Origin of the sequence: Lactonifactor longoviformis, from assembly GCF_042848515.1 — a bacterium.
Classification (GTDB): domain Bacteria; phylum Bacillota; class Clostridia; order Lachnospirales; family Lachnospiraceae; genus Lactonifactor; species Lactonifactor longoviformis.
Map to the genome: position 1 here is coordinate 2,390,018 of NZ_AP031453.1, position 13,801 is coordinate 2,403,818.

Genomic DNA, 13,801 nt, shown 5'->3' on the forward strand with positions numbered 1-13,801 from the left:
GAAAATAATATGTATAGTGAAAAAGTAATGGACCATTTCGAACATCCCAGAAACGTAGGAGAAATTGAAAATGCCAGCGGTGTAGGCACTGTGGGGAATGCAAAGTGCGGAGATATTATGAGAATGTATCTGGATATTGATGATAAAGGGGTTATCAATGAATGTAAATTCAAAACGTTCGGCTGCGGGGCTGCAGTGGCCACCAGCAGCATGGCTACAGAGCTGGTGAAGGGAAAAACTGTTCAGGAGGCATTGGAGGTTACGAATAAAGCAGTAATGGAGGCTCTTGACGGTCTTCCCCCTGTAAAAGTACACTGTTCCCTGCTGGCAGAAGAAGCCATCCATGCAGCTCTCTGGGATTATGCAGAAAAAAAACATATAAAAATCGAGGGATTGGAAAAACCGAAAACGGATATTTCTGAGGAGGAAGAAGAGGAAGAGTATTAATGAACAGAAAAAAAGTGGTGGTGGGCATGTCAGGAGGGGTGGACTCTTCTGTGGCTGCCTGGCTTCTGAAAGAGCAGGGTTATGAGGTGATTGGGGTAACCATGCAGATCTGGCAGGATGAAGAGGAAACCGCACTGGAGGAAAACGGAGGCTGCTGCGGCTTAAGTGCTGTGGATGACGCCCGAAGGGTGGCTCAGGTCCTGGATATTCCGTACTATGTCATGAATTTTAAAGCAGAATTCAAGGATAAGGTCATGGATTATTTCGTGGCTGAATACCTGCGGGGGAGAACTCCCAACCCATGCATTGCCTGCAACCGGTATGTGAAGTGGGACTCCCTCTTGAAAAGAAGCCTTGAAATCGGCGCCGACTATATTGCCACAGGCCACTATGCCCAGATTGCCAGGCTGGATAACGGAAGATATACCCTGAAGACCTCAGCGACAGCTGCAAAAGACCAGACGTACGCCTTGTATAATTTGACACAGGAACAGCTGTCCCGGACCCTGATGCCGGTCGGGGCATATACCAAAGAGGAGATTCGGGAGATGGCCAAGCAGCTGGAGCTTCCGGTGGCTCATAAGCCGGACAGCCAGGAGATTTGCTTTGTTCCGGACAATGATTATGCCAAGTTCATTGAAGACAATACAGAGAGAAAAATTGAGGAAGGTAATTTTGTCACAAGTTCGGGCGAGGTGGTAGGCCGCCACAGAGGAATTACCCACTATACTATTGGACAGAGAAAAGGACTGAACCTTTCCATGGGACATCCCGTCTTTGTCCTGGAGATACGGCCGGACACCAACGAGGTAGTGATAGGGGACCACGAGGAGGTCTTTGCCAGCCGGCTGACTTGCTGTAACCTGAATTTCATGGCTATGGAGGATCTGAAGACCGGTGAGGAAAAGGAAGTGACAGCTAAGATTCGCTATAACCATAAAGGGTCTCCCTGTATCATCCGAAGAACAGGCAGGGATGAGATTACCTGTTCCTTTTCCACCCCTCAGAGGGCGATCACACCAGGGCAGGCGGTTGTGTTTTATGAGAATGAATATGTGGCAGGAGGAGGAACAATTTGCCGATAAAAAGAGTGGTTTTTTAACCTGGAAACGGTTGAAAAACCACTCTTTTTTTTCTTTGAAAACCACTATAATTTTATGAATTTTGGCTTCCTTTTTTCAAAAATTGTGTAGTAATGATATCCGCAGTTTTGCAAGAGTTCTGCTGCTTTATCAAAAGCAAACGCAATGTGTTCCGGACTGTGAGCATCAGAGCCCAGGGTTATGATTTCACCCCCTAATTCCCGATATCTGACAAGGATTTCTTCGGTTGGATGGGGATGACCAAGACCATATTTAAAACCGGCAGAATTGCACTCAAGGCCAATCCCTTTTTCTATTAAAGCTTTCAGCAATTCATCGATTATTTCCCTGTACATGTGGTAATTATAATCTCTGTTTTTGTTGGGACCGTACCGTACTATGTAGTCCAGGTGACCATAAGTATCCATCTCAGAGAAAGCAAAAATATTGTCCAAACTGGTTTGAAAATAGTCGTAATAGGCGGCTTTTTCGTCTCTGTTTTGGAAGAGATCCGGGAAATAGGGATCCATATGGTTCACAAGATGAGTAGAGCCGATGACAAAGTCAAAGGGGTATTCTCTGAGATAATTATGGTATGCTTCAGATAGGTGAGGCTGAAGACCCAGCTCAATCCCAAAATAAAGGGTGATTTTCTCTTTATATTGTTCCTTTAGTTCCAAAAATTTGCACAAATATTCCCTGGTATTTACTTCAAAATTGATGCCAATCTCAGGATAATCAAGGTCATAGTGTTCGGTAAAACACATAATCTTTAGGCCCATTTCTATACCTTTTTCGATCATATTTTCCATTGGAGCATCAGAATCACCGGAAAAGTTTGTGTGTAAATGATAGTCTGAGTACATAAAATTCTCCTTTTTAACCAATAAATTACGTGATTTTATTATAACATTCTTTCCATTAAATAAGAATAAAAATATAAATTATGCTTGAATTTTTTCCATATATTATGTAGAATACTCTGTAGGTTGATGTTTCTTTAACAATCTGAGAAACTCAAAAATTTTTAGTACCAATAGGAGGAATAAATAACATGGCAGTAAAAGTAGCAATTAATGGTTTTGGACGTATTGGACGTCTTGCATTCAGACAGATGTTCGGGGCAGAAGGATTTGAAGTAGTAGCTATTAATGACTTAACATCTCCTACAATGTTAGCCCATTTACTGAAATATGACTCAACACAGGGAAGATACGCACTTGGAGATACAGTAACAGCCGGAGATGATTCCATCACCGTTGACGGAAAAGAAATCAAAATCTATGCAAAAGCAGATGCTGCAGAGCTTCCTTGGGGAGAAATCGGTGTAGACGTTGTTCTGGAATGTACCGGATTCTATACATCCAAAGCAAAAGCAGAAGCTCACTTAAAAGCAGGCGCCAAGAAAGTTGTTATCTCTGCTCCTGCCGGCAACGATCTTCCTACCATCGTTTACAATGTAAACCATGATACTCTGACAAAAGAGGATCACATCATTTCAGCAGCTTCCTGTACAACTAACTGCCTGGCACCAATGGCAAAAGCATTAAATGACCTTGCTCCTATTAAATCCGGTATTATGTGTACCATCCATGCTTACACAGGCGATCAGATGACTCTGGACGGACCTCAGAGAAAAGGTGACTTAAGAAGATCCCGTGCAGCAGCAGTGAACATTGTTCCTAACAGCACAGGTGCTGCTAAGGCAATCGGTCTGGTTATTCCTGAACTGAACGGCAAATTAATCGGTTCCGCACAGCGTGTTCCTACACCAACAGGTTCTACAACTATCTTAACAGCTGTTGTAGACGGTAATGTAACTGTTGAGCAGATCAACGCAGCTATGAAAGCAGCAGCAGATGAATCCTTCGGTTACAACGAAGACGAAATCGTATCCAGTGATATCATTGGTATGAGATTTGGTTCTCTGTTCGATGCAACACAGACCATGGTTCTTCCGTTAGACAACGGAACCACAGAGGTTCAGGTTATTTCATGGTACGACAATGAAAATTCTTACACAAGCCAGATGGTAAGAACAATCAAATATTTTGGTAAATTGTTAGAGAAATAATTAAGAAGAATAAAGACTCATATAAGGGTCCGGTCTATTATGGACCGGACCTTTTTGTCTATAGACACTTAATCATAGGAGGAATACATGTAATGCTTAATAAAAAATCAGTGGATGACATTAATGTGAAAGGCAAAAAAGTCCTGGTTCGCTGTGACTTTAACGTGCCTTTACAGGAGGGCAGAATAACAGATGAGAATCGTCTGGTGGCAGCCCTGCCAACCATCAAGAAATTGATTGCCGACGGCGGAAAAGTAATACTCTGCTCACATCTGGGAAAACCAAAGGGAGAACCCAAGCCGGAACTCTCTCTGGCACCGGTTGCAAAGCGTCTCACAGAGCTGCTGGGTCAGGAAGTAATATTTGCAGCAGATCCTGAGGTGGTGGGACCTAACGCAAGAGCAGCCGCAGAGTCTATGAAAGACGGAGATGTAATCTTACTGGAAAACACCCGTTACCGTGCAGAGGAAACGAAAAACGGAGAAACCTTCAGCAAAGATCTGGCTTCTCTGTGTGATGTATTTGTCAATGACGCATTCGGAACTGCCCACAGGGCTCACTGCTCTAACGTGGGTGTGACGCAGTTTGTTGATACAGCAGTGGTAGGATACCTGATGCAGAAAGAAATTGACTTTTTGGGCAACGCAGTCAACAATCCTGAGAGACCATTTGTGGCAATTCTGGGCGGAGCTAAGGTATCCAGCAAGATTTCTGTGATTGACAATCTGTTGGATAAGGTAGATACTCTGATCATCGGCGGCGGAATGTCTTATACATTCTCCAAAGCTATGGGAGGAAAAATCGGTACTTCTCTCTGTGAGGACGATTATCTGCAGTATGCATTGGATATGATGAAAAAGGCGGAGGACAAGGGAGTTAAACTTTTACTTCCTGTTGATAATCTCATTGGGGATGCTTTCTCAAATGACTGCAATATCAAGGTGGCTCAGAAAGGTGAGATTCCGGACGGATGGGAAGGCATGGATATCGGACCTGAGACGGAAAAGATTTTCTGTGATGCAGTGAAAGATGCGAAGACAGTAGTATGGAACGGACCCATGGGCTGCTTTGAAATGCCAAACTTTGCACATGGAACAGAAGCAGTGGCAAAAGCATTGGCAGATACGGATGCTACTACGATTATAGGCGGCGGAGATTCTGCTGCGGCAGTAAATATTCTGGGATATGGCGACAAAATGACCCATATTTCCACAGGCGGCGGTGCTTCCCTGGAATTCCTTGAAGGCAAGGAGCTTCCTGGTGTGGCAGCAGCAAACGATAAATAATATAAAAGAATAAAGAAAGAAGGTATCCCATTATGGCAAGAAGAAAAATTGTGGCCGGCAACTGGAAAATGAATATGACCCCCAGCGAGGCGGTAGAGCTGGTGAATACTTTAAAACCTCTGGTAGAAAACGAAGAGGTTGATGTAGTGTTCTGTGTACCGGCAATTGACATCATTCCGGTAGTGGAAGCTACAAAAGGCACCAACATTCAGGTTGGAGCTGAGAATATGTATTACGAAGAAAAAGGCGCTTATACTGGTGAAATATCTCCGAATATGCTCACAGATGCAGGCGTAAAATACGTTGTATTAGGTCATTCTGAGAGAAGAGAATATTTCGCAGAGACCAGCGAGACCGTAAACAAAAAGATGCTGAAAGCGTTTGAGCATGGAATTACACCGATTATGTGTTGCGGTGAGACCCTGGAGCAGAGAGAGCAGGGTGTGACCATGGACTTCATCCGTCAGCAGGTTAAGGTAGGATTCCTGGGAGTAACAGCAGATCAGGCTAAGACAGCAGTCATTGCCTACGAGCCGATCTGGGCAATCGGTACTGGAAAGACCGCTACAACCGAACAAGCTCAGGAAGTATGCGCAGGAATCCGTGCATGCATCGCTGAAATCTATGACGAAGCGACCGCAGAAGCGATCCGCATCCAGTACGGCGGATCTGTAAATGCAAAGACCGCACCGGAATTGTTTGCACAGGCTGACATCGATGGCGGTTTAGTAGGAGGCGCTTCTCTGAAGGCTGAATTTGGACAGATTGTAAATTACAAATAGTATTTGTGAAAGAGGGGACTGCTGTGGGGCGGTCCCTTATGTTATTAAATTGGAATTTAATGCAATTACTTGGACTACGGCTCAAGGTGATCTAAGTCGGAAGGTATGAGGTGGCAGGGGGACGGTGAGAGGAATCCCGCGGCAGAGGGCTGGCAGGTTCGGACAGGAGGGAGGCTTAAGTTCCGGGGACACCTCCGTCGCGAAGAGAGTCTAAGACAAAACCGGAATCCCCGCCGGAGCACCGTTCGTATGTGCAAAGAATGCTTGATGTGCATTCTCTGCCCATGCTCACTTTTTTTCGGCCTGGACTGCCGAAAAAATCTCCAGCGTGAATCCCGGTTTTGCCTAAGATTCTCTACTCACTCCTGCGGTATCGTCCGCGGAACCTAAGCCTCCCTCCCGCCCGAACCAGTCAGCCCGCCGCCGCAGGATTTCTCTCACCTGGGTATAGGAAAGTTCCAGGGGGTAAATTTATCTGAAGGGGAATGATATTATTCACATAGGATATGGCTGTAAATTTGTCAGATAGAATATAGCTGTAATGTAGCTGTAATGTAGCCAGAAAGTATGGAAGTGATAACGGTAACAGGTTTGGCTGTTTATCCAAAACATTGAGCGATCATAAATGATGAATAATATGAAAAGTGTACAACTTTCGACCTTCCCCACCCGTTTTCCGTGAATGTGAAGTGAGTCTCTGCCAGGATATAGAAGGGAGCACCGGGGAGACAGGGCCAGGCCAGGGGGCGGGGTATAGGGACCAGTCAGGGAGGTTAAGCGGAGTGAGCCGAAGATCCAGTCCACCAGCTGTTTAGCGAGGAAGGCTTTCCTGACGAGCTTAGCAGCTGGTAGGACTTAGCTTAGGGGAACGGAGCCTCGAGCTGACTGGTCCCTATACCCCGCCCCCTGGCCTGGCCCTGTCTCCCCGGTGCTCCCTCCTATATCCGTCCGTCTGCGATGCGCTCGCCGACTACATAACCTCGAACTTCACATACACAAAACTATAATTCAAACACAAACCTCGCAATCTCATCCACTGCATCGTTCGCTGTCTTAAAATTCGACATCTGGAACACATGCCACATCCCCTTATACAAATCCAGCCTCGCAGAAACGCCCTGCTTTATAAGCTGCTTGTGCAGTCTGACGGAGTCACTCAGGAGAATCTCATTATTTCCCACCTGAATATAAACGGGGGGAAAGTCTGTGAAGTCTCCGAACAGAGGGGATACAAGGGGATTTTCAAAGTTTTCTTCAGTGGTATAAGAGTAGCGGGCCCTGTCCATATATTCGTGATCTAAAATGGGATCCAGCTCTTCCCTTGTGACATGGGATTTTCCGGAGGTGGTGAGATCGGTCCAGGGGGACATGAGGGCAAAGGCTCCCGGCAGAAAGCGTTCCTCTTCCTTTAATTTCAAGCCCAGGGAGAGGGCCAGATTGCCTCCGGCGGAATCCCCCATAACAATGATATCTTTGCTTCCATACCCCAGCATCATCAGATAATCCCAAATTTTGACCACATCGTGTAATGCGGCTGGAAAGGGAAATTCGGGAGCCAGACGGTAATCAAAGCTGATAACATCCATGGAGGTAGCCATGGCTATTTTGGTGGTGAGTATTCTGGCGTAGTGGAGACTTCCGGTAATGTAGCCGCCTCCGTGGCAGTACAGGATAACCTTCTGGGTACTGTGGGGGCGGTTTACACTCACTATTTCCACAGGGACTGAGTCTATGGTCAGATTGGTATATGCGGCCTCTTTGCTTCTGGTTCCCAGAATCTTTCCTATGCTGTCCTGGGACTGGCGGTTTTTATCCAGGTCATCCGTTACCACAAGACTGTGAACGGCTTTGATAAGTTTCATAAAATTCTGGTTGCTTTTGCTCATAAATGGCATGGATAGAGGTGTCCTCTCTTTCGATATTTTCTATATAGTAACATTAACAGCCAAAGAGAGCAAGGAGAAGAAAGCTCTTCTTCCCCTTGTAATATGGCTTCTGAACCTCTATAATAAAAAGAACCTATAAGAGGTGAGAAGCTAATGAATAAAAAAGAAACCTGGTACAAGCTGGACTTGTCGGCTAATGTGTACCCAACCTTACAGAAACGTAAATTTTCATCATTATTCCGAATCACTATTGCCTTAAAAGAGGATATAGATCCAGTGCTTCTGCAGAAAGCACTGGACGTAACTCTGCCCAGATTTCCAAGTATGAAGGTGGCTATGAGAAAAGGGCTCTTCTGGAGATACCTGGAACCTAATGCCAATCCTGCCCCAAAAGTACAGCCAGACATTCAAAATCCCTGCATGCCTATACGTATCAAGAGCAATGACCGGTATCTGTTCAGAGTATATTACTTCAAAAATCAGATAGCACTTGAGGTTTTTCATTCGCTTGCAGACGGCAATGGCGGACTCTGCTTTCTGAAAACCATGACAGCGGTATATCTCAGGATGAAAGGATATGAGATACCGGACGGAGAGGGTGTTCTGAATATAGAAGAACAGCCGGATCCGGAGGAGCTGGAGGATGCGTACATTAAATATGCAAACTCCAGGGTGCCGTCCAAGCGAAGTCAGGGGAACGCTTACCGGATACATGGGACACAGGAGCCCTTTTATACGCTTAATATCATAAAAGGCACCATGGATGTCTCTAACCTTAAGGCTGTGGCCAAGGGCTATCAGGTGACAATCACGGAATATCTGAACGCGGTACTGCTGTATGCTCTTCTGGAGAAACAGAAGGCGGACAGAGTATGGAAAGAGAAACCGGTAAAGATTGCCATGCCTGTAAATCTCAGAAATTTTTTTCCTTCCAGGACCATGAGAAATTTTATAACCATGCTGTATCCTGGAATTGATCCCAGACTGGGAGAATACACCTTTGAGGAGATTGTAAAGCAGGTGCATCATTTTATGCAGTATTATATCAATCCCAAATTTTTGAATGCCGATATCACCAAGAATGCCAACACGCAGCAGAGCATCTGGATCCGTATGGTCCCTCTGCTGATAAAAGACCTTATTGTGCGCCAGTTTTATATTAAAGTGCAGAATAAACAGTCCTCAGCAGGCCTTACCAATTTGGGCATCGCGAAAGTGCCGGGTGCTATGGAAAAGTATGTTGTGGGCTTTGACGTGCTGATGGGGCAGCCATTTTCATCCAGAACCAACTGTGCCATTGTCAGTTATCAGGGGGTGACATCTGTTAATTTTGCAAGCTCAATTATTGAGGCAGACGTGGAACGATATTTTTTCCGAAAACTAGTAAAAGATGGTATTCATGTAAAGATTCAATCAAACAGGAGGTGAGGCCATGGCTTATTGCGTGAATTGTGGAGTGGAGCTGGAGGCTTCTCTTGAGAAGTGCCCTCTGTGTAATACTCCGGTGTATCATCCGGCAAAAGAAGAAAAGAGCAAACCTGCTTCTCCCTATCCTGCGATCCGGGGAGAGGTTGCCAGGGTAAAGAGGACAGATCTGGCGATACTTATAACCGTAATACTAAGTTGTACGGCTTTGGGCTGCGGACTTCTGAACTTATTTATATTTCAGATGAATGCCTGGTCGTTGTATATCATCGGACTGTGTGTGGTGTTCTGGATTTTTTTTATACCTGCCATGATATACAGGAAACTGCCCTTTTTTCTCATGCTCCTCTTTGACGGAGCTGCGGTTGCCATGTACTGCGGAATTATCGCGTATCTGTTTGACGGGGGAGAGTGGTACCGTCTGATTGCCCTTCCTATTATAATAATTGGTGTGGTGCTCATCATGGCAGTGAATCTCTGCTATCGTTTTCTCTCCAGATCGATCTTGTTTATGGCTTTGGCGGTAGTACTTGCCCTGGGAATTTTTTGTGTGGGGATCGATGCCAGCATTAAGAACTTTATTACAGGGGTGCCGGGCATAACCTGGTCAGCCATTGTTATGACCTGCAGCCTGATCATTGCGGTAACTCTGTTTACCATCATGAGGATTAGCAGGCTGCGGGAGGAAGTGCGCAGAAGAATGCATATTTAGCTTGTATTTTGGAGGAAAAGCCGATATAATTAATGGTTGTGAATAATTATAAAATATAATGTATAAAAAGGTGCAGGAGGTATTAGCTATGAAGAAAAAGTTAGTAGTATTAATGGCAGCTGTGATGATGGTATCACTGGCAGCATGCGGTAATTCAGGAAGCGGTGATTCAAAGAAAGAGGATACCGCAAAGGAAGAAACGAAGGGCGGATCCGGTGACAAGCTGATTGTAGGAACAGAGGCTGGATTTGCTCCCTATGAATATATGAAGGGAACAGAAGTTGTCGGTATAGATATGGATATCGCCAAAGCCATTGCCGATGATATGGGAAAAGATCTGGAGATCAAAAACATGGACTTTGATGGTGCTCTGGCAGCAGTACAGAGCGGTAAAGTAGACATGGTTGCGGCCGGTGTTTCCATTGATGAGGAGAGAAAACAGGTGATGGATTTCTCCGATGAATATGTGGACAACACAGAGGTGGTTGTGGTAAATAAAGAGAATCCGGGTATTACACCTGCAGGCGGTGAAGTGGCCGGCACAGACCTGGAAGGGAAAATCGTAGGTGTGCAGCAGGGGAACATCGCTGATATCTGGGTAGCCAATAAAGACAATGCCAATCCCAAGGAAATCAAACGTTACTCCAAGTTTGCACAGGCAGTAGAAGATTTAAAGAATGGAAAAATTGACGGTATTATCATTGATCAGTATCCTGCAGAAGAGATGGTTGCTTCTAATGACACACTTACTATTCTGAACGGTACATTATTTGAGGATAAGTATGCCATTGCTGTGAAAAAAGGAAATCAGGAATTGCTGGATCAGATCAATAAGGTGATCAAACAGTTAAAAGATGACGGAAAGATAGAAGAGTTTACAGCAAATCATGTAGGTAATTAAAGATGGGGTTTTTTGAAAATTTTCAGTCTGCTCTATATCAGGCATTGATACAGGATGACAGATATCTGCTGTATGTAAATGGTATTATAAAAACCATAGAGATCTCTCTGCTTGCGATTATTATCGGTATCGCTATCGGACTTGTGATCGCTGTATGTAAGGTGGCCAGTTCAAACAATAAGCATCTGAAGTGGCTGAATATCATATGTAATCTCTATATAACGATCATCAGAGGTACCCCTGTGATGGTACAGCTGCTGATTATTTATAACCTGATTTTTACTTCTAGAAATACCAATGAGGTGGTGGTTGGAGCCATTTGTTTTGGGATTAACTCAGGAGCTTATGTGGCAGAAATAATACGTGCCGGTATCGAATCCATAGATATCGGCCAGATGGAGGCCGGCCGGTGTCTGGGTCTGAATTATATAAAGACCATGCGCTATATTATTATTCCCCAGGCCATTAAAAATATTCTGCCGGCATTGGGCAATGAGTTTATTGTATTGATCAAGGAAACCTCTGTGGCAGGTATGATTGCTGTTACAGAGCTTACGAAGGCCGCACAGCTGGTGGGAAATATGTCATATCGGATCCTTCCTCCGCTGTTCATCGCTGCTGTCTGCTATCTGATAATGGTACTGGGGCTGACAAAGCTGCTGAATGTTATGGAAAGGAGGCTGGCTCAGAGTGATAGAGGTTAAAAATCTTCAGAAATCTTTCGGGGATCACGTAGTACTTAACGGCATAGACCAGAAGATAGAAAAGGGAGAGAAGGTTGTAGTCATCGGTCCCTCCGGGTCCGGCAAATCGACCTTTCTGCGCTGCCTGAACCGGCTGGAGGAACCCACCGGGGGAGAAATTTGGTTTGAGGGAAATAACATAACAGATCCTTCCTGCAGCATTGACAAGCTCCGCCAGAAGATGGGGATGGTATTTCAGCAGTTTAATCTGTTTCCCCATCTTACGGTGATGCAGAATCTTACTCTGGCCCCTACCAAACTGGGACTTATGAATCAGGGAGAGGCCGACAAAAAAGCGAAGGAACTTTTGGAACGTGTGGGACTGCCGGAAAAAGCAGATACCTACCCCAATATGCTTTCAGGAGGCCAGAAGCAGAGGATTGCCATTGCCAGAGCGCTGGTGATGAACCCTGATGTCATGCTTTTTGACGAGCCTACGTCAGCTTTGGATCCCGAGATGGTCGGTGAGGTATTAAGTCTTATGAAAGAACTGGCTATGGAAGGAATGACAATGGTAGTGGTAACCCATGAGATGGGATTTGCCAAAGAAGTGGCCACCAGGGTGCTGTTTATTGATGAAGGTAAGGTAAAAGAAGAGAATAATCCGGTGGATTTTTTTGAGCATCCGGAGAATCCCCGCCTGCAGGAATTCCTTTCCAAGGTTCTGTAGGAACAAGACGAACATGTGAAGCAAAATGAGGAGAACAAAAATGAAAAAACCAACTGTTTTAATGATACTCGATGGATATGGACTGAACGATAACTGTGAAGCCAACGCGGTGTGCGAGGGAAAAACTCCGGTGATGGATCAACTGATGTCCCAGTGTCCCTTTGTAAAGGGAAACGCAAGCGGGATGGCAGTGGGACTTCCGGAAGGCCAGATGGGAAATTCCGAGGTGGGTCACCTGAATATGGGTGCAGGGCGTATTGTATATCAGGAGCTCACCAGAATTACCAAAGAAATTCAGGACGGAGATTTCTTTCACAACGAGGCTCTTTTAAAAGCAGTCAAAAATGCAAAAGAAAAGGATACAGCTCTTCATTTTATGGGATTGTTGTCTGACGGCGGTGTCCACAGCCAAAATACACATTTGTACGGACTTCTGGAGCTGGCGAAAAGGGAAGGGGTAGAGAAGGTATACGTTCACTGCTTCCTGGACGGCCGTGATACACCTCCGTCTTCCGGAAAAGGCTATGTAGAAGAACTGCAGGCCAAGATGGAAGAGATCGGTGTGGGCCAGATTGCCACGGTTATGGGACGCTATTATGCTATGGACCGGGATAACCGGTGGGACAGAGTGGAAAAGGCCTATGCCGCTATGACAAAAGGAGAAGGGGAAAAGGCAGCCTGCGGGGCATGCGGGGTACAGGCCTCCTACGACAAAGGCAAAACCGATGAATTTGTGCTCCCCACAGTGGTGGAAAAAGACGGAGTTCCTGTGGCATCCGTGCAGGACGGGGATTCCGTGATTTTCTTTAACTTCCGTCCGGACAGAGCCAGAGAGATTACAAGAGCTTTTGCAGATGAAGACTTCCAGGGTTTCTTCCGGGAGAAGAAGCTGGATCTTGTGTTTATCTGCTTTACTGAGTATGACGCTACCATTCAGAATGTGGAAGTAGCCTTCCACAAGGTGTCTATAGAGAACACCTTCGGACAGTTCCTGGCTGCCCGCCATATGACCCAGGCGCGTATCGCTGAAACAGAGAAATATGCCCATGTAACCTTTTTCTTCAACGGGGGAATTGAAGAGCCCAACCAGGGGGAGGACAGAATCCTTGTGAAGTCCCCTAAAGTTGCAACCTATGACTTAAAACCTGAGATGAGCGCCTTTGAGGTTTGTGATAAACTTGTGGAGGCCATTGAATCAGATAAATACGATGTTATTATTATTAACTTCGCCAATCCGGATATGGTGGGCCACACAGGAATTGAAGCGGCAGCCGTGAAAGCCGTGGAAGCAGTTGACCAGTGCGTGGGCCGTGCGGTAGAGGCAGTGAAGAAAGTGGGCGGTCAGATGTTTATCTGTGCGGATCACGGCAATGCGGAACAGCTGGTAGATTATAAGACAGGGGAACCGTTTACAGCCCATACCGTTAACCCGGTTCCGTTTATCCTTGTGAATGCAGATCCTTCCTATGGCTTGAGAGAAGGGGGCTGTCTGGCAGACATTGCACCCACACTAATTGAACTCATGGGAATGGAGCAGCCAAAAGAGATGACAGGCAAATCCCTTCTGATTCGGAAATAAATCTTAGGATTTTATAAAGATTCTTGACAAACCCTTAAAGAAATGATAAATTATTATCAAGCAAATAAAAGGGAGTAGCCGAACACCGACAGGTGGGTTTGAAACCGTCACCCGGTACTGAGAAGTACCCGTATCAAATGAGATGTGCAAGACTTTTATTGTGGCAGTGATGTCATGATAGAAGTCTTTTTTTATTACATAGGAAACTTCATTC

General features: G+C 45.4%; 13 protein-coding genes. 11 read left to right on the plus strand and 2 right to left on the minus strand.

The features are described 5' to 3' along the window. The first annotated feature begins 9 nt into the window (after window positions 1–9). Both nifU and mnmA read left to right on the plus strand, forming a co-directional pair. Window positions 10–447 carry a Fe-S cluster assembly scaffold protein NifU gene (gene nifU, locus ACGHCT_RS10955; RefSeq protein ID WP_072849919.1) on the plus strand — a complete coding sequence of 146 codons (438 nt, stop codon included), beginning with the start codon at window positions 10–12 and terminating at the stop codon, window positions 445–447. Beyond that, a complete protein-coding gene (gene mnmA / locus ACGHCT_RS10960; protein ID WP_390440042.1) occupies window positions 447–1,532 on the plus strand; it encodes a tRNA 2-thiouridine(34) synthase MnmA in 1,086 nt (361 codons plus the stop codon). The genes nifU and mnmA overlap by 1 nt, the downstream gene beginning before the upstream one ends. Window positions 1,533–1,594: 62 nt before the next feature. On the opposite strand, the gene ACGHCT_RS10965 is transcribed toward mnmA, so the two are convergent. Then, window positions 1,595–2,395: a histidinol-phosphatase HisJ family protein gene (locus ACGHCT_RS10965; RefSeq protein WP_072849916.1), complete on the minus strand. Its 801-nt coding sequence runs from the start codon at window positions 2,393–2,395 to the stop codon at window positions 1,595–1,597. Between the two features lie 188 nt (window positions 2,396–2,583). On the opposite strand from ACGHCT_RS10965, the gene gap reads away from it, so the two are divergent. The 3 genes from gap to tpiA all read left to right on the plus strand — a co-directional run bounded on the left by gap (window position 2,584) and on the right by tpiA (window position 5,671). Continuing rightward, a complete protein-coding gene (gap, locus tag ACGHCT_RS10970; protein ID WP_072849914.1) occupies window positions 2,584–3,603 on the plus strand; it encodes a type I glyceraldehyde-3-phosphate dehydrogenase in 1,020 nt (339 codons plus the stop codon). 92 nt (window positions 3,604–3,695) lie between these two features. Continuing rightward, on the plus strand, window positions 3,696–4,889 hold the full coding sequence (locus tag ACGHCT_RS10975) for a phosphoglycerate kinase (protein WP_072849912.1): 1,194 nt from the start codon (window positions 3,696–3,698) through the stop codon (window positions 4,887–4,889). A 32-nt stretch (window positions 4,890–4,921) separates the two neighbouring features. Beyond that, window positions 4,922–5,671, plus strand: a complete 750-nt coding sequence (gene tpiA / locus ACGHCT_RS10980; RefSeq protein WP_072849910.1) for a triose-phosphate isomerase — start codon at window positions 4,922–4,924, stop codon at window positions 5,669–5,671. 1,001 nt (window positions 5,672–6,672) lie between these two features. On the opposite strand, the gene ACGHCT_RS10985 is transcribed toward tpiA, so the two are convergent. Continuing rightward, window positions 6,673–7,566 (minus strand): alpha/beta hydrolase, encoded by an 894-nt coding sequence (locus ACGHCT_RS10985; protein ID WP_072849908.1) that lies wholly within the window; start codon window positions 7,564–7,566, stop codon window positions 6,673–6,675. A 144-nt stretch (window positions 7,567–7,710) separates the two neighbouring features. Between ACGHCT_RS10985 and ACGHCT_RS10990 the strand changes: the two genes are divergently transcribed. The 6 genes from ACGHCT_RS10990 (at window position 7,711) to gpmI (ending at window position 13,587) form a co-directional block, all read left to right on the plus strand. Continuing rightward, complete coding sequence (locus tag ACGHCT_RS10990) at window positions 7,711–8,985, plus strand: alcohol acetyltransferase (protein ID WP_072849906.1); 1,275 nt, start codon at window positions 7,711–7,713, stop codon at window positions 8,983–8,985. Window positions 8,986–8,989: 4 nt separating this feature from the next. Continuing rightward, window positions 8,990–9,694 carry a DUF6320 domain-containing protein gene (locus ACGHCT_RS10995; protein WP_072849904.1) on the plus strand — a complete coding sequence of 235 codons (705 nt, stop codon included), beginning with the start codon at window positions 8,990–8,992 and terminating at the stop codon, window positions 9,692–9,694. Window positions 9,695–9,782: 88 nt separating this feature from the next. Next, on the plus strand, window positions 9,783–10,595 hold the full coding sequence (locus ACGHCT_RS11000) for a transporter substrate-binding domain-containing protein (protein ID WP_084067693.1): 813 nt from the start codon (window positions 9,783–9,785) through the stop codon (window positions 10,593–10,595). A 2-nt stretch (window positions 10,596–10,597) separates the two neighbouring features. After that, complete coding sequence (locus ACGHCT_RS11005; RefSeq protein WP_072849900.1) at window positions 10,598–11,299, plus strand: amino acid ABC transporter permease; 702 nt, start codon at window positions 10,598–10,600, stop codon at window positions 11,297–11,299. Further along, window positions 11,286–12,008 carry an amino acid ABC transporter ATP-binding protein gene (locus tag ACGHCT_RS11010; RefSeq protein ID WP_072849898.1) on the plus strand — a complete coding sequence of 241 codons (723 nt, stop codon included), beginning with the start codon at window positions 11,286–11,288 and terminating at the stop codon, window positions 12,006–12,008. The genes ACGHCT_RS11005 and ACGHCT_RS11010 overlap by 14 nt, the downstream gene beginning before the upstream one ends. Window positions 12,009–12,048: 40 nt before the next feature. Then, window positions 12,049–13,587 carry a 2,3-bisphosphoglycerate-independent phosphoglycerate mutase gene (gene gpmI, locus ACGHCT_RS11015; RefSeq protein ID WP_390440046.1) on the plus strand — a complete coding sequence of 513 codons (1,539 nt, stop codon included), beginning with the start codon at window positions 12,049–12,051 and terminating at the stop codon, window positions 13,585–13,587. The last annotated feature ends 214 nt before the right edge of the window (window positions 13,588–13,801 follow it).